The following is a 24,094-nucleotide window of genomic DNA, read 5'->3' as shown; positions in this document are numbered from 1 at the left end:
GAAAGGCATAACATAATAGGCTTAAATAGGGAGGTTCCACAGCCGAAAAGGCGTGGGATTTCCCTATTTGTAGTGGGAGCGAAAGGTGCACATTTTTGATAAAAAAAGTAAGTATTGTTATACTAGAACAATCTGATATTTTACAGAAAAGATGAATAGAGTTCATAATCAGAACAAATGAAAAGGTAAGAGGGGATTAAAACGTGAAAAAGCACGGGCCGAATCGAGCTCAGTTCTATATTGTTGTCCTGCTGCTATGGTTGAAGCTGCTCCTGCTGAGAGTGCTGTTCTTTGATAGAATTGCTTGGGAATGGATTGCAGCAGATGTTGCTCCAGTCCTCTTCATCATGGGGATACTGACGGTCATTACTCCTTCGCGGGTGAGAACAGCTGTCTATTGGACATTTAACGGGATATTATCGCTGCTGCTGTTCGCAGCCAGTGTATATTTCAATCACTTTGGTTCTGTTCCTACGTATCTGGCTTTATATGAACTGAATCAGGTATTTCAAGTGAAGGCAAGCGTAGAATCAACGATACAGACTATTGATTATTTATTTTTCGCTGATTTTGTGATCATGGCAATGTATGTCTTGATCCGCAGATGGAAGCATGGAAAAGCCTATCCGCGTGAGCGTGAGCGATTCAGCTCCCGGAACACACGATTGGCACATATGATGGTGATTCTGGTGGCTATTCTTGGAGGTTTTGCTTTATCGGCCAATTCTGTCAATTCTGCGCGGGGAATTACAAATGAGCTTGTGCAGGCAGAAAGTGCCGGATTCCTGAATTATGAGGTCGTTGCCGCAATTAAGGTCAAGGAAGATAACAATCTCATTGGAACCGGAGATATTAAGGATACCATCGCGAAGATTGATGAACTGCAAGCTTCCTATCCTTATAGTAGTAAGGCCGCGGGCACAGCACCTGATTATTTTGGCTCGCAAAAGGGCAAAAATGTAATTGTCATCCAAATGGAAGCTTTCCAAAACTTCCCGCTGCATCAATCCCTGAAGGGTCAAGAGCTGACTCCAGTGTTGAACAAGTTGGCAGATGAGGGATTTTACTTCCCCCATGTCTACCAGCAGATTGGTCCGGGCAATACTTCTGACGCTGAATTTATGAGCAACACGTCGATTTATCCAATCGGGACCTTGGCAATGTCCACTGGATTCGGGGACAGAGAACTGCCGAGCCTACCACGTCTGCTGAGAGATAAAGGATATGAGGCGTACACCTTTCACGTGAATCAAGTGGGCTTTTGGAATCGGAATGAGCTATATCCTGCACTTGGATTTAACGGCTATTATGATAAAGATTATTTTACCAATGATCATTTTAATGCGTTTGGTGCTTCCGATGAACAGCTTTATATTACGGGTGTCGAGAAATTGGCAGAGCTGCAGAAGAAAGGAACTCCTTTCTACGCACAAATGGTGACGGCGTCCAGCCATCATCCCTTCCAAATTCCGGACTCTTTTAAGAAGATTTCAGTGCCTGATGAGTTAAAAAACACGATGTTTGGCGATTATTTGACTGCTATTAACTATACTGATTATGCCATTGGAACTTTAATAGAGGGTTTGAAGAAAAATGGAATGTGGGATAACACTGTGCTGGTGATGTATGGCGATCATTTTGGCTTGCAGCCGCAGGATGTGCCACCGGAGCAAGTAGAAAGTGCGTTGGGGATTCCATACGATTCCCGGATCAGTCGCTTTAATATTCCATTGATTGTACATGTACCAGGAATGGAGCAAGGGAAGGTAGTAGAGAGAACAGGTGGACAGTTGGATATTCTTCCTACGATAGCTAACCTATTGGGGGTTTCTTTAAAAGAAGAAGGTTATACAGCATTTGGTCATGATCTCTTGAACATTGATCGTAATGTGTTAGGAATGCGGTATTATTTGCCTTCTGGTTCTTTCTTTAATGATGATATTCTCTATGTGCCTGGTAAAGATTTTGCTGATGGTAAAGCTGTGTCGCTGGATACGCTTAAGCCAGTATCGGATTTCACAAAATATCAGACTGATTATGAGTATATTTTGAAGCTAATGAATTTGTCCGACGAATATGTGAAGCTGTTACCACAGAGATAGGGGGAATCATGAAAAAGTTCTGGAAACCAGAGTATCTCGTAGGCCTTGCCGGCTGCGGTATCATTATTTATTTGCTATTCGTAGGGCCTTTTATTGGTGTTGCCGATAACGGAGATTTTTTGCGTATGATGAATACCATCGGTCTGAACTACTATGACACTGGAGCATCGTATGCCGACCAGTTTTTCAATTTTAGTCATTCCAGTTTTGCTTATGAAAATTTATTTAGAGGTTTTTATCCTTCCTCACAGATTTTAATAGTACTTGTGCCGAGATTGATCGGCGGGCTCATCCATGGCAGCTTTTTTGATGTTCGTTTGCTGGGTGCAGTTTATGGGCTTCTTTTACTGGCGGCAACTTGGCTGCTGGTGAAGTATAATGCTCGTGGCTCTTATGTTACAGGGCTGCTGTTGGGAGCAGCTATCTTATTTGTATTTTACGATATCGGGTATGTGGCCTATTTCAACTCCTTGTTTGGAGAACCAGTGTCGATGGTGTTTATGCTGCTGACATTTGCATTAGGATTAAGATTAACCAGCCAAGAGAAGCCAACCACTAAAGGATTAACCTTATTTTTTATCGCGATTCTGTTTCTGGTCACCTCCAAAATCCAGAATGCACCGATTGGGATTGCCTTTGCACTGATTTTCTTGCGGTTTATGATGCTTGACGGAGAGGGCAAATGGAGGAAGCTGGCGTTACGTTTTTCGATTGCCATCTTTCTTGTATCCATCGTTTTGTATGTGGCAGCGCCAAAAGATCTGAAGCATATTAATCTGTATCAAACGGTGTTTTTTGGGATTCTAAACGAATCGCCGGATGTGAAGGGAGACTTGCAGGATCTCGGATTGCCGGAGCGGCTGGAGGTACTGGCGGGTACAAATTATTTTCAGACCGATACAGTGATTAAGCAGGATGATCCTTCGCTGGTTCCGGACTTCTATGACCGTGTATCTCATAAAGATGTATTGTTCTTCTATCTGAAGCATCCGGACCGGTTGATAGATAATATGAAATATGCTGCGAGTAACAGCATGGCGATTCGCCCGTATTATCTAGGAAACTATGAGAAAAGCGAGAATAAACCAGCAGGTGCATTATCCTATACTTACAGTGCATGGAGCCAATTCAAAAACAAACATATTCCGCACACGCTCGGATTTCTCTCCATATTCTATCTGGTGTATTTTGCGGGAGCCTTGTTCCAGTATTTCCGCAGCAGAGATATTCGTGGCAAAGTTGCCGGCGAGCTGCTGATGCTGCTAGGGCTAATAGGGATTTTCTCCTTCTTGGTTCCGATTCTTGGGGACGGAAGGGCTGACATCGGTAAGCATTTATTCTTGTTTAATGTGTGCTTCGATATGATGGTTGTAGTCATGTTTGGATGGATTGTTCACAAGCTGACGGGGATTGCGAGACACTAATTTCAAGAACCTATCAAACACAAAATAACACAAAGCAAACAGCAAGTTTCCGATTTGGAGACCTGCTGTTTTTTTAAAAATATGGCTATGTTAAACTTTGTTGTTGATATTCCATAATTACGAACAAACGTTCTATAATAAGGGCGATATAACTGTTCGGAGATGATTTGCCCATGGATTTAAAGGAACTGAAAAAGCTGCTGATACGTTGGACGATAATGGTAAGCGAGAACTTATCTACTTTTTGCAGTCCCGAACCAAGGGAGTGGCACTTCCAGTTCGAGCAATTGATGAAATTCAAGAGCAGAAGCATAAAGATGGACTTGTTTGCCCGCATTGCAAAAACCATTCTGTTGTTCGATTTGGAAAGTAGGCTGTAAGAACACGCACTGGAGAGGTTAAACGTCAACGTTACCGTTGTAAGTCCTGTCGCCAAACATTCAATGACCTTACGAACACCCCTCTGCAACGAATGAGGCGACCTCATATGTGGGTTCGTTATATCGAATGCATGATTGAGGGCTTTTCTCTGAGAAAATGTGCAGAGCAGTTAAACGATGAAGTCACGCATGTCACCTTGTTTTACTAGCGGTATAAGATTCTTTCCGCTCTGAAGCAGATTCCAACCGAAGCATTTCAAGATATTGTTGAAATGGACGAGACCTACTTTCTTTACTCGGAAAAGGGCAAGCGGAATATTACCGAACGCAAGCCACGTAAACGTGGCGGCAAAGCGAAATATCGTGGTATAAGCCACGATCAAGTGTGCGTGCTGGTTGCCCGTGACCGTCAGAAAATGACTTACTCTGGCGTACTTGGGCGTGGACGTATTCGGATTACAAAATTAGACGAAGCGATTGGTGGTCATCTATCTGACTCAAACGTGTTATGCACTGATTCATGGAGGGCATTTAGCTCTTATGCGAATTCAAAAGGCATGACTCATTACCGATTCAAGTCCGACGGAAAACAACGTGTGAAAGGCGTGTACCATATCCAAAACGTAAACAGCTACCACAGCCGCTTGAAGAAATGGATGGATCGCTTCACTTTTAGGGAATGTAAACATCTAAATAACGTAAGGAACGAGGAGGCAGACAATTCATGGGAGGAACGAATGTATGGGATGCGGAGTGGGAGGTTAACGAAGAGCAGGCGCGGACGCTGATCGGCAGACAATTCCCTCAGCTGTCATCGAAGCAAGTGAAGCGATTGGGCTGGGGCTGGGACAATACGGTTTTTCTCATCGGTGACGAGTACGTGTTCCGGTTTCCAAGAAGAACGATTGCAGTTGGCTCGATTCGTATGGAAGGGAAGCTGCTGCCAAAGCTGGAGACATATATAACCATCCCCTATCCGAAACCGTTGTTTTATGGCGAAGCAAGTGACGAATACCCGGCACCATTTCTTGGCTATGACTACGTGCTAGGAGATTTCCCAATCGGTTTGACGGAAGAACGCCGGGCTTTATCGGCAGAGACGCTGGCGAAATTTTTGCGGAGATTGCATGAGTTTCCGGTGCAGGCGGCGCTGGAGTGCGGAGTTCAGCAAGATCATCGAAACTTGACGGACATAGCATCGCGCAAAGTGAAATTGGAGGGCTTTCTATCGAAGGTGGTTGAACACTTGTCGCCGGAGGAGTCCGGTGTGATCGAAGCGTATATTAGCAGGCTGAAAAAGGACCGTGTCGAGGCGGTGAATGCACTGCTACATGGCGATCTTCATTTCAAAAATATGCTTGTGAATGAGAACGGGATCGTTTCCGGCATCATTGATTGGGGCGATCTGAGCGTAGGCCATCCGGCTTGCGATTTGAGCGTTGCTTATAGCTTTTTACCACCTTACGCTCGCGGCGTGTTTTTCGAAACGTACGGAGGAGCGGACGAGGAAACGAAGCTGCTGGCGCGGCTAATCGCGGTATACATCCCCATACTGATCTTAATGCAAGCGGTCGATGACGGGAATGAAGCAATTGCGGCAGAGGCGAAATCCAACATCATGCGGGCACTGTCGGATTAGGCTTATTATTTCGTTGCGGCTATGGGGCTATGGCTATCGGCACCATTTTGTCGTTTAAAGGCCGCGATAAGGTACGATCCGCCTTCTCTGATGCCGCTTTATGTTGAGGAACACGAAATTCAACAGAGTAAGTCGTTGCGCTAACGGGACACGATAGCAATAAACCGCCTTTTCAACGAAGGCGGTTTTCTTATGGTCAAATATCAACATTAGAATTTAACATAGCCTATAATATAAGAATTTATATGTTCCATGTTGTAAATTATCCTTATATTTCTCGCTTAAACGCTTACCGTCCTTAAAGGGACGTCGAAGTCGTGTATGCTTATTCATCTTCAAATAACTCACGCAACATCCCTTGACGATCGTTCATAAACGCTTTGGTCACGGTATAATGTTCGGTTTCCTCCAAGGCGACGGACCGTATTCCCTCCCCCTCCAAGAGAAAAATTTCAGCACCGGGATAGGACATCAGAATGGGGGAATGAGTTGCGATAATGAACTGTGAATCCTGTCCGACCAGCTCATGCATACGCACCAGCAGAGACATTTGACGTAAGGGGGAAAGCGCTGCTTCAGGCTCATCGAGGATATAAAGGCCGCGGCCGCCGAAACGGTGAACGAATGTAGCTAAAAAAGACTCTCCGTGGGACTGCTCATGCAGAGATTTGCCTCCGTAGGAGTCTTTGATCGGTGGGCCACCGGGTTGTTCATCCAACTCATCAATATAAGATGCCACATTATAGTAACTCTCCGCACGCAGAAAAAAGCCGTCCTTCGGCCGTCTAACCCCTCTAGCAATTCTAAAATACTCATAAAGATTCGAATGCGAGGAACGAGTGTTAAAAGAAAAGTTTAGCGTTCCACCCTCAGGGTTAAAGCCCCAAGCAGCAGCAATTCCCTCTAACAAGGTTGATTTGCCCGTGCCGTTCTCTCCAACAAGAAAGGTCACTGGTTTTTGAAAAGTCAGGCGATCCAGCGTTCGAACAGCAGGCAGATGAAATGGATAGGTTTGAAAGGATGGCACCAGATCACGCAGCAGCTCCGCGTGTCGCAAATACAATGTGGTGTTATTCATAGTTCCCCCCTTGTGAATTTCAAAAAGTAATCATCTTCGGACAGATTGGACAGAGATGACAAGTTTAGTGCCTCTAGCTAGACCTTTATAGTATAACAGCATCCAGCGAGTGGATGAAATCTGACGGGGTTCGGGCAAGCCGGGCAAAAGACAGGGTACATCTGCCAATTTAGTTTTAGTAATGACAGATGTCCATGAGGCGAGTGCTGACTCCGCATATAGTTATACTGTCTTGAGAATACAACGGGGCAGGGTGAAGGCCGTGAAAGCGAAAAGGAGAAAACACAAGCGTCCGCGAGATTATCGCGACGGTTATCACGAAGGATATCGTCTTGGCATGTGTGAGGCTGTGCAGCGTCGGAGTACTGTAGAGGTCGAAGCCTGTCGGCCATTTAAGCTAATGTATGTTCCTCAAGGGTTCCATGCAATCGATACTGGGGTAATTGAGGCGCTTCAGCAGCTTGTAAGTGAGCTTGTGATAAGCACTCCAGAAACTATGCTGGAGACCGCAGCTCGGGAGATGCCCGGGGCAGTGCTGGTTATGAATGGACTGCATGTTTTTCCGGAAAATCATTTAGAACAGATTACAGAAATCAGAAAGCTGGGCATTCGGACTGCGATCTGGTTTGTGGATGATCCTTATTTTACAGAGGATACTTCAGTGATTTGCCGGCATTATGATCACGTCTTTACGCATGAGCTCGGTTGTGTGGAGTTTTATCAATCCTTTGGAGTTCCATCCGTTCATTATTTACCGCTTTGCGTCAATCCAAAGATGTTCTATCCGCGCCGTACGGCACCGCAGTATAAGTACGACATTGTGTTTATTGGCAATGCATTTCATAATCGGACAGCGCTGTTTGATGAACTTGCCCCCTATTTAAGGGATAAGAAGGTGCTGATCGCTGGCGGCTTCTGGGAACGGCTTGCGACTTATGACCAGCTTGCCCCTTTTATTAGCAATGGCTTTATCCCACCTGAGGAAACTGCGAACTATTACAGTGGTGCAAAGCTAGTCATTAATATTCACCGTCCGTGGGAGGAGGGGCAGGATAACCGGAATAGCTTCCGTTTACCATCACGCTCTATCAACCCACGTACTTATGAGATCAGTGCCTGCGGTACTATGCAGCTTACGGATGTTCGTGAGGATCTGGGCAATTATTATCGGCCAGGTTATGACTTGGATACTTTTGGCTCTGCTAAGGAATTGCAGGAGAAGATTGAGTACTATCTGAAGCATGAAAAAGAGCGCCGAATTTACGCTTTACGGGGACTACAGACAACCATGCGCAACCATACATTCACTGCGCGTTTGCCTCATTTGCTGAATGTGATTGCTTCAAGTGTATGAAATCTATAACGGGATAAAGGAGCGAGGATGATGATGAACAACAATGAATTTATTATGCCTGCACCACCGCTACCACTGACACCTCCAGAGGAAGAAAAGCTTCGTGGTCGTCTGAGTGGTTTTAAGGGCGGATATGATGAGGGATATTTACGGGGACGGCTTGCGATTTTAGATGGTCGGCCAGAAGAAGTATTTCCTGTACGGAATATTCATGTAATGTATGTGGCTTCTGGTAAAGGATATCCCTACTCTCCATTAGACGATGCAGTCCTCTACGCGCTGCAAAAATTAACCACACAAGTCACGATAACAGATGTGCGTCAAAACTTAGTGGAGTTAGCCGCCGCTCAAAGACCGGATCTGGTACTTGTGCTGGATGGTATGGATTTACCGCTTGAGCAGATCTCCGTTCTTCGGGCTAGCGGAATTAAGACAGCCATTTGGCTTACAGATGATCCTTATTACACTGATTTTACAGTTAAAATTGTGGCGCATTACGATTTTGTGTTCACGCTTGAGCGTAATTGTATTGATTTTTATAAGGGACTTGGCTGCCCTGAAGTTCATTATCTTCCTTTTGCCGCTCACCGCGAGCATTACCGTCCAACTACAACACGTTCACCATTGAATCGCGAAGTTAGTTTTATTGGCTCTGCCTATTGGAACCGGGTTAATTTCTTCCGTGAGATTCTTCCGGATTTGATGAACTATAACACGGTGATTAACGGCATCTGGTGGGACCGTCTGCCTGAGGCGGCACTCTATGGAGATCGAATTGAGATTGGTAAGTGGATGTCACCACAGGAAACAGCGGTAGCTTACAGCGGATCCAAAATCGTCATTAACCTCCACCGCTCGCACATTGATGAAGTAGTGAACAACAATACGCTTTCGATTCCGGCGGTATCTCCTAATCCGCGTACTTTTGAAATCGCGGCTACGGGTACGCTGCAATTAGTGGATGCCAGAGATGATATGGGATCTTTCTACAAACCTGGTGAAGAAATTGAGACTTTTGCAAGCCCTCAAGAAATGATGGATAAAATCCGTTATTACCTGACTCATGAGGAAGAACGCCGTGCGATTGCCCTGCGCGCTTTTGAACGGACGCTTAAGGATCACACCTACACCAAACGTATACACCAGCTGTTAACAGTAATTTATGGCTAGGTCATATGCCCGGAAATGGAACGGAAATGTGCGCTTACCAGGGGACAGGTGTCGTGCCGGCATCTGTTTTTCCTCGATATACTGTAGAACCGAACCTCAGCTTATGCCTGTGGCCTGATGAAAAGAAGCAACGTCTGGAGCGGGCTTGTATAGCGGAGCGGAAGCGACTGGCTAGATTCGAGAGCAGAGTGGAAGTGAAGGGGCGAAGCTCGGGAGCGAATTGAAATTGACTGACGAGATTCTAGAGCGAAGCGGAAGCGATGTTGCGAGTCACAGGAGCGACCATTTTCAAAGAGAGTTTTACTGCGAAGGATAGAACTTAGCGCAAAGTTTGTAAATTTTTTAAGGAGGTGAATGGCTGCTCCAGGCCCCTCGTTAGGGAGCGCCGAAACGCCATGGCTGACAAAGCTACAATCGTCCTCTTTTCACATGTATCCAATACACGCAGTATTACGGGAGCGGAGAAGCTATTGTTGTTTTTCGCTCAGGAGCTTTCTCCGTACTTTAATTGTATTCTCGTTGCGCCTCAGGACGGCAAGCTGACTTCTCAGGCTCGAAGCTGTGGAATAAGTGTACAGTTGCTTTCGATTCCTCTTTTATATGGAATGTACACTCCTTATGCAGGGTTGGAGGCAGATGCTCAGAAATTCCAGGAAAGCAGGGAGTATCACGAATTAACAGACTGGCTGAATTCCCTGCGCCCGGCGTTTGTTATTACAAGTACCTGTGTGCATGCTCTGCCAGCAATGGCTGCAAAGTCACTGGGCATTCCGGTGATATGGAAAATATCAGAGACGATAACAGACAATGAATATACACCTATTAGTGTAGGGCTGATTCTTCGGAATAGTGATGAGATACTAGCTATTTCACAAACAGCTGCAGCTTGCTTTCCAGAGGACGTGAGAGCGGAAAAAGTGATCCAGCTGCCTCCCTCTTGGAATGATAAAGAGATGATGATTGAGGCTTGGAGCAAGCTTCGGAGCGAACGGCGGCGGGAATTGCGGGTTAAACCGCATGAACAGCTGATCGGTTATATTTCTTCTTTTATCAACAAAGAAAAAGGTCTAGAACATTTTGTGAAAATGGCTGTGCTTGTGCACGCGGTTCATCCAAGCTCGAAATTTGTTGTCATTGGGTCAGCTGGCGATAAAAGCTATTATGAGCGTTGTGTTCGCAAGGTAAAGCTTGAGGGACTGTATACCCGGTTTAAATTTGTTGGTTATGCTGAATGTCTTCCATCTGCCTATTGCGCCATGGATGTGCTAGTGGTTCCTAGTCTGATCCGCGAAGGCTTCGGTATGACTGCTTTGGAAGGAATGGCTTTTGGAAAGCCCGTGATCGCTTACGACTCTGGGGGCTTGCGGGAAATTCTGCACGCAGCGGGCTGTGGCGAAAATCTCGTGCCAGCATCGGACATTTCCGCGCTGGCAGAAAGAGTCAACGTCATGCTGGCGCAGCCGGGACTGGCGTTAACTCTAGGCAGTCAAGCGCGGGAGCGCGTCGACGCCGTCTATGGTCCGGCGGCTTATCGGAGCCGCCTGCAGGGTCTTGCGGAGATGTGGAACCTCCGCTATTGCAGCGCACCTGCGGTGCACGAGGCTGACAGCGTGGTGGTGGTGGAACCACCCGCTGTCCAGCCTGATTTACCCGCAGCGTCGCCGGCTTTGCCGCCGCGAAGCAAGGGCCTGCCGAGCCGCGTCGCCCGCAAGCGGCGCGGCAAAGCCCGGGCGCGCCGGCGAAGCGGGCGCCCGTTGGTTTTGCGCCGCGTTGCTCGCAAGCGGCGTAAAGGTTCTGCCCGGCGGCGCAGCACCGCCGGGGGCAAGCGCCGCCGGGCCCGCCGCGGTGGACGGCGGCGCGCGGCGTAAATGCCTCGATTGCAGCGAACCGGCAGGCTGAGCGCAAAGAGAGGCATATCTGCCCTAGATTTCGTCGAATTCAGCTAGCTGAGTGCAAAGAAAGGCATATCTGCCCTAGATTTCGTCGAATTCAGCTAGCTGAGTGCAAAGAAAGGCATATCTGCCCTAGATTTCGTCGAATTCAGCTAGCTGAGCGCAAAGAGAGGCATATCTGCCCTAGAATGCGTCGAATTCAGCTAGCCGAGTGCAAAGAGGGGCAAATCTGCCCTAGAATGCGTCGAATTCGGTAATCTGAACGCAAAGAGAGGCATAAATGCCCTAGAATGCGTCGAATTCGGCAAGCTGAGCGCAAAGAGAGGCAGTTATGCCCTTGAATGCAGCGAATTTAGCTAGATGAGCCCAAAGAACGGTATAAATCCCGCAAAAAGAGCTCATTCCAGCAACTTGAGCCCAATGAGCGGTATAAATCCCGCTTATTGATCTCATTCCAGCAACCTGAGCCAAATGAGCGGTATAAATCCCGCTAAATGAGCTCAATCCAGCAACCAGAGCCAAATGAACGGTACATTTCCCGCTCAATGATCTCAATCCAGCAACCAGAGCACAGTCCGCTGACTGAACCAAGTCAGACCATAATTAAACAGGCAGGGGAGTGAACTCATGAAGATCATGACGATTTTAGGCACGAGGCCTGAAATCATTCGCCTCAGTGTAATCATTCCGCTTCTCGACGAACATGCTGAGCGGCACATCCTGGTGCATACAGGCCAGAACTTCACCGCCAGTCTCAGCGGCATTTTCTTTGCTGAGCTGGGACTGCGGGCACCGGATTATGTGCTGCAGGATAAACAAGCAGGACTAGGCGGCCAGCTTGCCGCCATGTTCGGAGGGTTAGAAAGCATTTTACTAAAAGAACAGCCAGATCGCGTCTTGCTTCTGGGCGATACGAACAGCGCGTTATGTGCGATTTTGGCTGAACGTATGGGAATTCCGGTGGTGCATATGGAAGCGGGCAACCGCTGCTATGACCTCCAAGTACCAGAAGAGAAAAACCGCCGTGTCATCGACGCCGTTTCGACCATTAATATGCCTTATACGCAGCAGAGCAAAAGACATCTAATCAGCGAAGGTTTCCCCAGCAGGCGTATCGTGTTAACAGGAAATCCGATCCATGAGGTCATGACCCATTTTGAGCACAAAATCCAGACCAGCGACATTCTGGAGCAGCTGAAGCTTACCTCAGGACAGTATTTCCTAGTCACGGCCCACCGTGCTGAGAATGTAGATGATCCAGAGTCCCTTGTACAAATTATGTCGGGTCTTAACGCAGTGGCTGAGCATTTTGGAATTCGTTTAATATGCAGCATTCATCCTCGCACTCGCTCCAAACTTACTGAGCAATTTTCCCTTCCAATGAACCCACTAGTTGAATTTCATGAACCTTTCGGATTTTTTGATTTTGTCTATTTGGAACAGCACGCCTTATGTGCCATCACCGACAGCGGGACTGTACAGGAGGAATGCTGCTTGATGAAAGTGCCAACAGTTACGATTCGCAGAACGACGGAACGTCCAGAAACAGTGGATTGTGGCAGCAATGTAGTCTCAGGTGTAGATCAGAAAAGTATTCTGCGCAGCGTCAAGCTGATGACGGCGCTCAATCGGGATTGGGAGGCACCGGAAGGATACATGACTCCGGATGTTTCGGTCAAGGTAGTTAAATTCTTGCTTGGAGGGAACCTGCATGTTCAATAATAAAAGGATTGTGGTCACAGGCGGAACTGGTTCCTGGGGGCATGAGCTGATTAGGCAACTTCTGCCACAAAATCCTAAGGAAATCATCGTATTTTCCCGCAGTGAATCCGCTCAAGTGGCGATGAGCCGGGAGTTTGAAGATCAACGTCTCAGCTTTATCATTGGCGATATCCGTGACAAGGATGCGCTGATTGCAGCCTGCCGTGGCGTTGATTATATCTTTCATCTGGCGGCGCTCAAACATGTTCCAGTCTGTGAAGATCAGCCTTATGAAGCACTCAAAACCAATGTAGTGGGAACTCAAAATGTGATCGAAGCTGCCATTGTAAATGGCGTTGAGAAAGCAATTTACATCTCTACCGATAAGGCTGCGAACCCATCCAACTTCTATGGAATGACCAAAGCGATCGGGGAAAAATTGTTCGTTTATGCCAATCTGATTGGCTCAAACACCCGGTTCGTTACTGTACGCGGAGGTAATGTGCTCGGAACGAACGGCAGCGTAGTGCATTTGTTCATGAAGCAGATTAAAGATAAGGGTCAGGTACGCATTACGGATATGAAAATGACCCGCTTCTTTTTTACCCTACGCGATGCTATTACGTTATTATTTAAAGCTTCTGAGGTTAGCTTAGGTGGAGAAATCTTCGTCATGACTATGCCTACCTGCCGAATTATCGATCTTGCTGAGGTGCTGATTGAGGCTTCCGGAGAGTCCAATGTGAGTATTGTTGAGACCGGGATTCGTCCGGGGGAGAAAATCCACGAGATTCTGATGAGCGATTTCGAAAGCTTAACTACCGTTGTCTACGATGAACAGTATCTAGTAATTCTCCCTACGCTGAACATGCCGGAATTAAAGGCACATTATAGCGCTTATCCTCATGTCTCTTTCAATAGCTTCAGTTCAGAGACGAATCTGATGGATCGGGAAGAGATCAAAAGCATCTTGATCCGGGGAGGGTTCCTGCAATGAAGCTGCTTATCCTAGGTGGAAACGGTATGGCGGGGCATATGCTGGCGGATTATTTTCGCCGCCAGGGCAAGCATCACGTCTTCCATACAACCCGGGATAAGAGCGATCTTGGCGGGCTGTATGTAGATGCGAACGATATAGCCGGAGTTGAGAAGCTGGTCGATATCGTTTCCCCTCATTGCATTATCAATGCAATGGGGGTTCTCAATCAATTCGCGGAGCGTGACAAAATTGGGGCTTACCACGTGAATGGCTTTCTCCCTCATCACTTGTGGCGAAAGGCGGAGGATGTTCAGGCAAGGCTCATTCATATCAGTACCGACTGCGTGTTCGAAGGAACACGCGGAGGGTACACCGAAGAGGATGCTCCTGATGGAACCTCTGTATATGCAATTTCGAAAAGTCTCGGTGAGGTGCAAAAACCCGGGCATCTTACGATTCGCACTTCCATTATTGGTCCCGAAATCCGCTCAGGCGGTATTGGTCTGATGGATTGGTTCCTGGCGCAGAGTGGTAAAGTTTCAGGATACCGGCGGGTGATGTGGAACGGGGTCACAACGCTCCAATTAGCCAAAGCAGTGGATGTAATGCTGGATTCCCCCGTATCGGGGCTAATCCATTTAGCGCATCCAGAGCCGGTAAGTAAATATGAGCTGCTTCAGCATATTCAGGCGGCTTTTCATAAAGAAAATGTGGAGATCATCCCTGAGGATGAACATATTCAGGATCGTACACTAGTGAATACAAGAGCGGATGTCCTCTTGCCGCTGCCTTCATATCCTTTAATGCTGCAGGAACTGGCTGACTGGATGAAACAGTCAGAGATGTATTTATGACAGGTCAAAGACTTCTGATTACCGGAGCCGGTGGATTTACCGGGCAACATGCCGTTCGATTATTTTCGGCAGGAGGGGGTGAGGTTATCGCTGTATTGCGGCCGCAATCAACAGCTGCCTCCACTCTTTTTCCAGAAGGAGTAAAGATATATATTTGTGATTTAAGTGACCGGAAAGCAGTAGCTGAGATGATCAAGCAAACTACACCGGACGCTGTCCTTCATTTGGCTGGGAAGAACTCCGTACCCGAGTCATGGCTTAATCCCTTGCTTTATATGGAGACCAATGTGATGGCCACCTTATATTTACTGGAGGCCATGCGAAGCCTGCCGAGCAGTCGGATTCTAGTGGCTGGCTCCAGACTTAAGTTCAAACCGGGTGTGGTGGCTGGGCCACCACACCCGTACAGTCTTAGCAAAACAATAGAAGAGCTGGTGTCCCTCGCTTGGGGCACCTTATTTAAACAGCCGGTTCTGCTGGCTGAGCCCTGTAATCTGATTGGTCCCGGTCCTTCCACCGGCTTCTGCTCTTTATTAGCACAGCACATTGTCCGAAGTGAAGGCCAGCCAGAAGAGGAAATACCTCCATTTAAGCTCTCTTCTCGTTATGCGCTGCGTGATTTTTTAGATGTAAGAGATGCCGTTAGAGCTTATGATTACATTTTGCGTAAAGGTACAAATGGAACCATCTATCGCATCGATTCGGGGAAGCAGCGGGAACTCGGGGAGATCGCGGAGCAGTTGCTCAGTCATTCTGTAGGTCCAGTGCCAATGGACTGGGGACCTGCAGATGCTGAACGGGCTATTTCAGAGATCGCAGCCACAGCGGATAAGAAGGTTCATTCAGAAGCATCAACCCCTGAGGCTGATGTGACTTCACTGGGCTGGCTTCCGGAAATTGGGCTTAACCAATCGTTAATGGATATTTTGAATTATTACCGAGTTAGCGGGGAGGGGAGGTTGTTATGAGACCGAAGGTTTCGGTAGTGATTCCTTTTTATAATTGTCCTTATATTGAGCACGCCCTGCAAAGTGCGTTCTCCCAGTCTTGGGAACCTTACGAAATCATTGTTGTCGATGACGGCTCGCATGCCCATAGCAATCTAATTACACCGTATCTTTCCCGAATTCATTATTTGGGCAAAGGCAATGGGGGAACCGCCTCCGCACTGAATCACGGCATATTGAATGCAACGGGTGACTATGTGGTCTGGCTTAGCTCGGATGATTTATTTTATCGGGATAAGATCAACAATCAGGTTCTGTTCATGGAGCAGAACCACTTGTTAATCTCCTATACCAACTTTAATTATATTAACGCTCAATCGCAGCTGGTTCAGCTGAATGCTGCGCCATTGTTTCCTAGTCACCTGGATTACTTACGTTGTTTTTTACACGGTAATCCCATTAATGGCTGTACGGTGATGTTTAAACGAGAGGTGTTTGGAGCCATCGGACTTTTTGATGAATCACTTCCTTACACCCATGATTATGACTTATGGTTCCGCGCCATTCTGAACGGATATCCACCGGTGATGTTGAATCAATCCCTCACAGCTTACCGGACGCATGAGGGCATGGGAACGATCAAATATTTTGATGTAATTATGGCAGAGGCAGCTGCGACCAATGCCCGCTACAAGAATTCGCTGCAGCACTTGATTTCTTCTATGGGGGGCTGAAGGTAATGTACCGGGAAATTGAAGTGAATGACTTTCTGCCAGTCTTACTGGAACAGTTGAAATTCTGCCAGAGTATTCTGGATATCGGCAGCGGCACCGGTACCCTGCTTGAACGATATGAAGCCGCAGTAGTGCTTGGATTAGAAATTCACAGGCCGTACCTGCTGCATCGTCAATATAAGTCACCTCATATTATTCCGGTACATGCAGATGCCAGTCATATGGATAAATTATTCCTCCCCAAAACATTTTCAGCGGTTACCTTTATTGATTCAATAGAGCACTTTAATAAAAATGAAGCGAAGACTCTGCTAGGGATGGCCGAAAGAATCGCCAATAACCGAGTAGTTGTATTTACCCCTCGGGGCTTTTTTCCACAGGAGGGTATGGATCATTATCATTTGCAGGGAGAGTATTTTCAAAAGCATCGGAGCGGATGGGAGCCGGAGGATTTTATTGCACTTGGGTATGAGGTAACGGTACTTAAAGGTTTCCATCATGCCCAAAACCCATCGTTTCGTGAAGCATTCGGGGAGGGCCATGCACCAGTAGATGCCCTGCTTGCTTGTAAAACAGTATAAAAGTTGAGCTCCGGGTGAAGGAGGTGAGCGCGTATGAGTGAAGAATCTAAAGTATCGGTGATCATCCCATTTTATAACTGTTCGTATGTGGATCTCGCCATCCAAAGTGTCTTGGATCAAAGCTATCCGAATATAGAACTTATTGTAGTCGATGACGGTTCTACCCTATGGCTGGAGAAGTTGGCCCCCTTCCGTGACAGAATCATTTATATACAAAAGAGTAATGGAGGGACGGCTTCTGCTTTGAACAAAGGGATAGAAGTGGCTACCGGAACGTATTTTGCCTGGCTCAGTGCAGATGATCAATTTCACCCGGATAAAATCAAAAACCAAATAGAAAAGCTCAAAAGTACGGGTACTTTGTTTAACTATACAGCCTATTATTATATAAATGAGCAGGGAGAACGGATCTCAGATACGGTAAGTATGCTTTTTAGCAGCAGAGCCCATTTTATTGAGACTATGATGTTGGGTTGTCCGGTGAATGGGAGTACAGTTCTTCTTCATATGGATATATTTCGTGCTGTAGGAACGTTCGATGAAATGTTGTTATATACTCAAGACTATGATTTATGGCTGCGTATTTTACCGCATTTTAGCTGGTCTTATATTGAGTATCCGCAGCTTGATTATCGAGTGCATCAAGAGATGGGCTCAGTGATTTATAGTGAGGCGCAGAAAAGAGAGATAGAACAGGTACAAGCAAACCATCATGGGGTTCTATCGCATCTGCTGCTAAAGGAGAGAGGGGAATGAAATTAATATTTCCTGTTCTAACTCTATCTAGGGGCGGAGCACAACGGATGCTGGCAGAACTGGCTAATCGTCTGTCAGAGATCGGTCATGAAATTACGATCCTCTTGCCCAGCGATGGTGTCGTTGAATACGAGATAAATTGTGAATTGCGTTATGCGGCAGATGGTGATTTGTCGGCCAGCGATTTTCCAGTGGGGGACGTGATTGTCTCCAACTTTTATACCACAGTCGAGGTATCGCAGCAGGCAAGTAATGAGGGAAAAGGGATTCATATTCGTTTAGCGCTTTGCTACGAGCCCACTTTTTTACCTGACAATAGCCGTTCTTTTGCATCCTATAGTTTAACCAGCAATCTGCTTGTACTATCCCGTTGGCAGCAAGAAATCGTCCAGATGAATCATGGGATTAAGGGGACAATCGTGCCCATTGGTGTGAATCCTGTTTTTAGAAATTTGAACATTCGTGAACCTGAAAATAAGCTTGTAGTTTCCGCGGTTATGCGAAAGCCAGAGGGTGGATTCTCAGGCCATCGTGAACAAGACTATTTGCTTGAACAGTTAAATCGGGTCAGAAGACTTCATCCAGAAGTTGAACTTTATTTGATCATTCCTCCTGGTGAATTTGCTGAGTCGACTACCCTGCAAACTTTATTAGCGGACGAACGATATCATATAAGGACTCCTGCAAATGATACTGAGCTTTGTTACCATTATAGTGAGAGCGATATTTTTGTAAGCTCAAGTACGTATGATACGGGATCGCTACCAGGCATCGAGGCTATGCGTTGTGGAGCAGCGCTCGTTACTGTTTACTCCGGTGGGAATATGGAATATGGCAGGCATGGCCATAACTGCTTAATGTCCTACCGGTTTGAGAATCGGCTCGCGGATGATATCATAACCTTGATCAAAGACCCTGATTTACGCCAGCGGCTGGCTCGTAAGGGGGAGCAGGATTCACAGCATTTCACTTGGGAAAAAAGCACACAATTGTTTCAGAATGCACTGTTTGAGATCGTAGCGAGGAACTCTTAATAATATGTCCTTAAAATATAAAAAACCTTCAATACCACGTGAGAAGTGGCTTGAAGGTTTTTTTGCATGATATCGGTTAGAAGATGGCATAGGAATTCATCATTTCACGAAAAGATTGCGCATACTTCTCGGTTCCGAAGCGTGAGACCATATATCCTCTTCCTTGCTGGCGGAGACCCTCTCGCAGAGGAATATTGTTCATAAGCTCCAGTCCTTCGTTGACGGCAGTTGGAATATTGCCAAGCGGGTAAAATTTACCCGTGACATTATGAACAATAAAGGATCTGACACCATCGGAATCTGTACTAAGTACTGGACAAGTGCAGCAAATCGCTTCGGCAACAGCATATCCAAATCCTTCTGTAATGGAGGTAGCTAACAGGAATCCACCCGAATTAGCGATCGAGGAATAATAAATGGGCATTACATGATTAGGAATATTGGTAAAAGTACTTAGACGATCATTCAGCCCTAGAGCGTGTAGCTCCTCCTGAAAGGATTGTTTCTGATCCTCTGCGGCTAAATTAGGATCATGGAACATCCACAAATGAATATCTGGTTTATAAAGGCGAATTTCATGGGCGATTCTCAAATATTCCCGCCAATTTTTATTGCTCTCTAGCCGGCCTACCCAAGCGATAACCGGATTAGCGGGAGGTTCAGCAGGGATATGCTGAAAGGACTGGACATCAACAATATTCGGAATTACATAACGATGCAGCCAGGGACAGATTTCAATAAACAGCTCCAATAAATGATCGGTTGGCGGGATTAGTACCGCATTACAATAAGAACGTAAATAAGGGACGGCATCTCTGATCAGAGTTTCCGCATGACTGCGTTTTCCAAGGCCTTGAGATTCGTATATCATAATACCGCGGTAACCGAGTTCACGCAGACGTTTCAGTAATAAATAATCAGATGTAACAATAATGGCATCGTAATTATGGGTCTCCAGCAAATTTTTAATTTCTTCATCTGAAGATGAGACAAATACCGGAAAATTGGTCGTATTCTGGCCTGAACCCGGCATTAGATATAAAACATGGCATTCGATCCCACTTCGCTGGAGACTTTCACATCGCAGCTTATTTAATGTCTCCACCCCGCCACTCGGTACATAAAACGTAAATAGAACTTTCATGCACAAGCCTCCTGACTTTTGCGGAGTAATACCGACTTGTTGAGATATGGCTTACTGTTTATAAGATACGCCGATCTGCACTCGCGGGTGACGGTCAAAGCGGCATAGTTCCAAATCCTTTCAGGATAGCTTGTTCTTCAGAAGGTCATCCTAACGATCGTACACTGCACACATACAACATTAGAGATGGAGGATGAATTCATGTTGCGATCCAAGATCAGTATGTCAGTCTCAGCTGCATTGCTTCTCGGCTTGGTGAGTATTACGGGGTGTGGAACCAATACGGCAGAAAAATCGAATGTGCAAACCAATAGTGTCCGGGGAGTAAATGATGGGCGTATTGGTGTGAATTCCGTACGCGGTGGCACACATAACATCACTAAGATGGAAGTTAGTCAGGAGCTTGCAGACCGGATTGCTGCAATGCCTGAAGTCCGCTCAGCGAATGTAATGCTTGCAGGAAAAAGCGCGTATGTAGCAGTAACTTTAAATGATGCAACTGCTGGCCTGCGTGCCAAAGGGACTCCATCTTATCGGGCAAAATCCTCAACCACTCCTCACAATTATGGACCGACTGGCGTAATGTCTGGTACAGGAAGAGTGAAAATTGGCCGTGATGGAATGAATGATACTGGAGCCGTAACCAATGGTATGAACGGAGCCTTAAAAGGTACTGTAAATACAGTTCCTGGTACAACAAGTACTGGACCGGCAACCAGAAATGGAATCAATGGCATGGGTAATTTGGGAGCGGATATGTTGGGAACAGGAACAGGTACAGGTACTATGGGAACAGGTACGACAAGAAACCATACTTATAATAATGGTCCTCTGCTGAACAGCAATGGCTCGAAACATGATGTAGATATGGGGATGGGAAAAGGTATGGGAACTGGAATGGGAATGGGCATGCGCAGTACCACTCCTAGTACCCATGATACGAATTACAGAAGTAATTCGACGCATATGTACAACACCAATAGCACGAATAACACAAATAACACCATAAATACAAGAGAAACAGAAACAGTTACCAAAGCAATTAAAGATAAAATTGCTGCGGAAGTTAAAAAACATGATGCGAGAATTAAGGATGTATACGTATCAGCAAATCCTGACTTCGTGGAACGCGCCAATGTTTATGCTGAAGAGGCTCGTGCCGGTCATCCGATAAAAGGATTTGTGGATGAATTCCGCACCATGGTTGAACGAATTTTCCCAACTCGTAATTATTAATGATTTTTGTGATCTAAATAAAAAAGCAACAATCTCACCATCTGGAGAGAATTGTTGCTTTTTTGTTTGGAGCTAATTTTATTAAGTGGTGATTGGACGTCCGCCGATCCATACGCCGCGAATATTAAATTCAGCATCAAGGCGTAGGATATCGCCGCGTTTTCCAGCCTCCAAGGAGCCAATGCTTCGTTCCATTCCAATGGACGCCGCTGGCGTAAGGCTTGCAGCGCGGGAGGCCTCTTCCAAGGTGAGTCCTACCTCTTGGATCAGATAACGGAAGCCGCGAATCATCGTTAGTGTGCTTCCAGCTAGAGCAGCGGGATTATCTTTAAGGGTAGCGATGCCATCTTGAACGAGTACAGGTAAATCACCGATTGTATATTCACCATCACTAAGTCCAGTTGCAGACATGGCATCAGTAATCAGTAATAAATTGTTCTCTTTCTTGAGACGGGTCAATATAGAAATGGCTGCGGGATGAACATGAATCCCGTCGGCTATAATCTCTGCGCGAATGCGCTTATCGAACAAAATAGCTCCAGCCGCTCCAGGCTTACGGTGATGTAGGGGTGTCATCGCATTGAACATATGCACGGCTTGGTTAAGTCCAGCATCTGCTGCGGCAATAACCTCTTCAAAGGAGGCATCCGTATGCCCGAGAGCTGCAGTTATACCGTGCTTGCGCAGCCAGAGAATAGCTTCGAGGGCACCTTCACGTTCCGGAGCAAGCGTGACTTGCCGGATCATTCCTGGATAATCGTTCTCCCATTGTGCTAGCCACTCAATATTGGCAGGAACAATATGCTCTGGATTTTGTGCGCCGGACCATTTCGGGCTGATGAAGGGTCCTTCCAAATGCATGCCTGCGATTTGTGTGTAAGGCATTTCAGCAGCGCGATAAGCGCTGACTTCGGAGAATACTTGGTCAATAGCAGACTTGGAAGCGGTCATGGTTGTAGCCAGCATTGTTGTTGTTCCTTGGGAACTATGGAACTTAGTGATGGCATTCAGCGATTCAGTATCACTGTACATAAAGTCGTGGCCAGCTCCACCATGAACATGTACATCTACAAATCCGGGGATCAGAAGATCCGTTGCTTGACCACTGGCAGGCCAATGCGCGTAACGCTCTGGAAGCCAAGCCGCATCGCCAGCATAGTGGATCTGCTCTCCAGATACGGCAATCACACCGTGCTCAATTAAACCTTGGGGAGTCAGTACCTTACCGAACAGCAACTGTTCTAGTTCTTTATTTATTTCAGCCATTTGCCTGCTCCTTCATCTACGAGAACGATTACATTTGGATGGCTCTGCAGCAAAGATGCAGGGCATTGGGTTGTAATCGGGCCTTCAACAGCATTGCGAATGGCTTCAGCTTTGCCGGCACCACGAACTAATAAGAGGATTTGGCGTGCTTTTAGGATGCCTCCAATGCCCATTGTGATCGCTTGCCGAGGGACCTCATCCAAACTGTCAAAGAATCTAGCATTTGCTTCCCGGGTATCTTCAAGCAGGTCGACGACATGGGTTTTGCTGCTGAGGTTAGCATCGGGTTCGTTGAATCCAATGTGGCCGTTGCTGCCAATACCGAGAATCTGCAAGTCAACGGGTCCGTTTTCTTCCAGCATTTTATCGTATGCAAGGCATTCTGCTTCCATATCCGCTGCGTTTCCGTTAGGGATATGTGTCTGTCCTGAATCAATATCTATATGGTTAAATAATTGCTCGTTCATGAAACTGCGATAGCTCTGTGGATGGTCGACAGGCAAGCCGATATACTCATCCAGATTAAAGGAAGTTGCTTTAGAGAAACTCACAAGTCCTTTTTGGTGCATTTCAACCAATTTGGCATAAACCCCAACTGGGGAGCTTCCGGTCGCAAGACCGAGCACGGCTTTAGGATTGCTTTGCAGCAGGCTGGCAATAAGATTCGCACCCGTTTGTACGAAATCTTCATCACTATGGAACTTTAGAATATTCATTAGGATTGTCCTCCTCGTTTGTTTCGGTATTGTTGGACATTGAGATAAGATTGCTCCAGTCTAGGAATAAAATCCCCAAAACGGGTGCTGACCATTCCAGTGAACAAAATATCAATGATGTGAAGCTGAGCTATGCGTGAGGCCATGTCTCCCCGGCGCATGCCTTTCTCCAAAGATGAGGAGAATAGGGGGATATCCGCCAGAGTAGCCAAGGTGCTGCTGCCATAAGAGGTTAGTGCGATAGTGCTTGCTCCGCTAGCCTTCGCACACATCAAGGCATCAATGGTCTCGGGAGTCTCTCCCGAATAGGATACTGCAAATACGACATCACCTTCGGAGAGTGATGAAGCAGAGGTAATCTGCATATGGGAATCAGCAAAAGCAGTACAATTTACGCCTATGCGGATCAGCTTCTGATAGAAATCCTGAGCGACAATGGAAGAGGTCGCCATCCCGTATAGATCAACGCGGCGTGCTTGGCACAATAAATGAACTGCTGCCTGCAATCGCTCCAGATCTAACAGTGAGGTAGTATCCCGGATGGAGGTCAGATGGTTCGTCTGCATCGCTTCCACAATCACGGAGAGTGGGTTGCCGGCTACAATATCTTGATAAGAAGAGCCACCATCCTGCGGCGCGGCATCACTATGAGCAATTTCTGCTGCCAGCTTCACCTTGAAATCCGGAAAGCCTTTAAAATGAAGCACCTTACAGAAACGTGTGATCGTTGCCGGGCTTATTCCGCATTGTTCTGCTAATTCTGTAATGCCCATATGAACGATTTCGCCTGGTGAGGAGAGAATTCGTTCAGCCAGCTTTCGTTCCATTTGAGAGAGCTTGGCCTTCTCATGCTCGAGTGCATGCAGTATTGGGGACATCCATTCATCCACCTCGTTTCAATGGGGTATTGAAATTATTTTTATGATTATTAACTAAATGCAGAAAATTATTTTCATATTTAGGATAAAACAAATTCCATTCGGAAGCAAGGGATAAAAATGAATACTAAAGGGGAATATGCAAAAATAAAAAACGGTCTACTCGCAGAAGGCTGCAAAGTGGACCGTTAAAATGATGTAATTACGGAGATATAAGATGAAAAGGATA

The 24,094-nt window shown here is 46.4% G+C and carries 22 protein-coding genes and 1 pseudogene; 17 read left to right on the top strand and 6 right to left on the bottom strand.

The annotated features are described in order from the left end of the window. The first annotated feature begins 203 nt into the window (after positions 1–203). From MKY14_RS16540 to MKY14_RS16525, 4 genes and pseudogenes are all read left to right on the top strand, one after another. On the top strand, positions 204–2,102 hold the full coding sequence (locus MKY14_RS16540; RefSeq protein ID WP_340976913.1) for an LTA synthase family protein: 1,899 nt from the start codon (positions 204–206) through the stop codon (positions 2,100–2,102). Between the two features lie 8 nt (positions 2,103–2,110). After that, positions 2,111–3,526: a glycan biosynthesis hexose transferase WsfD gene (wsfD, locus tag MKY14_RS16535; RefSeq protein WP_340976912.1), complete on the top strand. Its 1,416-nt coding sequence runs from the start codon at positions 2,111–2,113 to the stop codon at positions 3,524–3,526. Between the two features lie 173 nt (positions 3,527–3,699). Beyond that, a pseudogene (locus MKY14_RS16530) lies at positions 3,700–4,604 on the top strand (IS1595 family transposase); the annotation flags it as partial. A 26-nt stretch (positions 4,605–4,630) separates the two neighbouring features. Continuing rightward, on the top strand, positions 4,631–5,545 hold the full coding sequence (locus tag MKY14_RS16525) for a phosphotransferase (protein WP_076130436.1): 915 nt from the start codon (positions 4,631–4,633) through the stop codon (positions 5,543–5,545). A gap of 325 nt (positions 5,546–5,870) precedes the next feature. On the opposite strand, the gene MKY14_RS16520 is transcribed toward MKY14_RS16525, so the two are convergent. Further along, on the bottom strand, positions 5,871–6,623 hold the full coding sequence (locus tag MKY14_RS16520) for an AAA family ATPase (protein ID WP_076130435.1): 753 nt from the start codon (positions 6,621–6,623) through the stop codon (positions 5,871–5,873). Between the two features lie 253 nt (positions 6,624–6,876). Between MKY14_RS16520 and MKY14_RS16515 the strand changes: the two genes are divergently transcribed. The 4 genes from MKY14_RS16515 (at position 6,877) to MKY14_RS16500 (ending at position 11,015) form a co-directional block, all read left to right on the top strand. Next, positions 6,877–7,977 carry a CgeB family protein gene (locus MKY14_RS16515; RefSeq protein ID WP_340012766.1) on the top strand — a complete coding sequence of 367 codons (1,101 nt, stop codon included), beginning with the start codon at positions 6,877–6,879 and terminating at the stop codon, positions 7,975–7,977. Between the two features lie 54 nt (positions 7,978–8,031). Continuing rightward, a complete protein-coding gene (locus MKY14_RS16510) occupies positions 8,032–9,147 on the top strand; it encodes a CgeB family protein (RefSeq protein WP_076134266.1) in 1,116 nt (371 codons plus the stop codon). A 53-nt stretch (positions 9,148–9,200) separates the two neighbouring features. Continuing rightward, positions 9,201–9,371, top strand: a complete 171-nt coding sequence (locus MKY14_RS16505; protein ID WP_175619029.1) for a hypothetical protein — start codon at positions 9,201–9,203, stop codon at positions 9,369–9,371. Positions 9,372–9,542: 171 nt separating this feature from the next. After that, on the top strand, positions 9,543–11,015 hold the full coding sequence (locus tag MKY14_RS16500) for a glycosyltransferase family 4 protein (RefSeq protein WP_340976911.1): 1,473 nt from the start codon (positions 9,543–9,545) through the stop codon (positions 11,013–11,015). Positions 11,016–11,324: 309 nt separating this feature from the next. Here the strand turns inward: MKY14_RS16500 and MKY14_RS16495 are convergent, their stop codons facing one another. Further along, positions 11,325–11,585, bottom strand: a complete 261-nt coding sequence (locus MKY14_RS16495; RefSeq protein WP_340976910.1) for a hypothetical protein — start codon at positions 11,583–11,585, stop codon at positions 11,325–11,327. 81 nt (positions 11,586–11,666) lie between these two features. Here MKY14_RS16495 and wecB point away from each other — a divergent pair, with 81 nt between their 5' ends. Genes wecB through MKY14_RS16455 form a run of 8 tightly spaced genes read left to right on the top strand, consistent with a single transcriptional unit; the run spans position 11,667 to position 18,625 of the window. Then, a complete protein-coding gene (gene wecB, locus MKY14_RS16490; protein WP_076103696.1) occupies positions 11,667–12,761 on the top strand; it encodes a non-hydrolyzing UDP-N-acetylglucosamine 2-epimerase in 1,095 nt (364 codons plus the stop codon). Beyond that, on the top strand, positions 12,751–13,737 hold the full coding sequence (locus MKY14_RS16485; protein WP_036679704.1) for a polysaccharide biosynthesis protein: 987 nt from the start codon (positions 12,751–12,753) through the stop codon (positions 13,735–13,737). Before wecB ends, MKY14_RS16485 begins: the two co-directional genes overlap by 11 nt. Continuing rightward, positions 13,734–14,573 carry a dTDP-4-dehydrorhamnose reductase family protein gene (locus MKY14_RS16480; protein ID WP_076130430.1) on the top strand — a complete coding sequence of 280 codons (840 nt, stop codon included), beginning with the start codon at positions 13,734–13,736 and terminating at the stop codon, positions 14,571–14,573. Before MKY14_RS16485 ends, MKY14_RS16480 begins: the two co-directional genes overlap by 4 nt. After that, complete coding sequence (locus MKY14_RS16475) at positions 14,570–15,541, top strand: NAD-dependent epimerase/dehydratase family protein (protein WP_076309179.1); 972 nt, start codon at positions 14,570–14,572, stop codon at positions 15,539–15,541. The genes MKY14_RS16480 and MKY14_RS16475 overlap by 4 nt, the downstream gene beginning before the upstream one ends. Further along, the gene (locus MKY14_RS16470; RefSeq protein WP_076130428.1) at positions 15,538–16,254 is read left to right on the top strand and encodes a glycosyltransferase; all 717 of its coding nucleotides are present in this window, start codon (positions 15,538–15,540) and stop codon (positions 16,252–16,254) included. Before MKY14_RS16475 ends, MKY14_RS16470 begins: the two co-directional genes overlap by 4 nt. Before the next feature lie 5 nt (positions 16,255–16,259). Then, the gene (locus tag MKY14_RS16465) at positions 16,260–16,835 is read left to right on the top strand and encodes a class I SAM-dependent methyltransferase (RefSeq protein WP_076141519.1); all 576 of its coding nucleotides are present in this window, start codon (positions 16,260–16,262) and stop codon (positions 16,833–16,835) included. A 33-nt stretch (positions 16,836–16,868) separates the two neighbouring features. Continuing rightward, positions 16,869–17,591 carry a glycosyltransferase family 2 protein gene (locus tag MKY14_RS16460; protein ID WP_076219321.1) on the top strand — a complete coding sequence of 241 codons (723 nt, stop codon included), beginning with the start codon at positions 16,869–16,871 and terminating at the stop codon, positions 17,589–17,591. Then, positions 17,588–18,625 carry a glycosyltransferase family 4 protein gene (locus MKY14_RS16455; RefSeq protein ID WP_076141521.1) on the top strand — a complete coding sequence of 346 codons (1,038 nt, stop codon included), beginning with the start codon at positions 17,588–17,590 and terminating at the stop codon, positions 18,623–18,625. The genes MKY14_RS16460 and MKY14_RS16455 overlap by 4 nt, the downstream gene beginning before the upstream one ends. Positions 18,626–18,701: 76 nt before the next feature. On the opposite strand, the gene MKY14_RS16450 is transcribed toward MKY14_RS16455, so the two are convergent. Beyond that, a complete protein-coding gene (locus MKY14_RS16450) occupies positions 18,702–19,769 on the bottom strand; it encodes a glycosyltransferase family 4 protein (protein WP_076219322.1) in 1,068 nt (355 codons plus the stop codon). Between the two features lie 201 nt (positions 19,770–19,970). On the opposite strand from MKY14_RS16450, the gene MKY14_RS16445 reads away from it, so the two are divergent. Next, complete coding sequence (locus MKY14_RS16445) at positions 19,971–21,005, top strand: YhcN/YlaJ family sporulation lipoprotein (RefSeq protein ID WP_076281923.1); 1,035 nt, start codon at positions 19,971–19,973, stop codon at positions 21,003–21,005. Positions 21,006–21,086: 81 nt separating this feature from the next. Here MKY14_RS16445 and nagA read toward each other — a convergent pair whose 3' ends face one another. Genes nagA through MKY14_RS16430 form a run of 3 tightly spaced genes read right to left on the bottom strand, consistent with a single transcriptional unit; the run spans position 21,087 to position 23,865 of the window. Continuing rightward, complete coding sequence (gene nagA / locus MKY14_RS16440) at positions 21,087–22,271, bottom strand: N-acetylglucosamine-6-phosphate deacetylase (protein ID WP_076130422.1); 1,185 nt, start codon at positions 22,269–22,271, stop codon at positions 21,087–21,089. Next, positions 22,259–22,987, bottom strand: coding sequence for a glucosamine-6-phosphate deaminase (nagB, locus tag MKY14_RS16435; RefSeq protein WP_076219324.1), 729 nt, complete (start codon positions 22,985–22,987; stop codon positions 22,259–22,261). The genes nagA and nagB overlap by 13 nt, the downstream gene beginning before the upstream one ends. Further along, a complete protein-coding gene (locus tag MKY14_RS16430) occupies positions 22,987–23,865 on the bottom strand; it encodes a MurR/RpiR family transcriptional regulator (RefSeq protein ID WP_076219325.1) in 879 nt (292 codons plus the stop codon). The genes nagB and MKY14_RS16430 overlap by 1 nt, the downstream gene beginning before the upstream one ends. Positions 23,866–24,094 lie beyond the last annotated feature (229 nt).

Origin of the sequence: Paenibacillus sp. FSL R5-0887, from assembly GCF_038002305.1 — a bacterium.
Classification (GTDB): Bacteria; Bacillota; Bacilli; order Paenibacillales; family Paenibacillaceae; genus Paenibacillus_AQ; species Paenibacillus_AQ odorifer.
This window is presented reverse-complemented; position numbering and strand designations above follow the sequence as displayed.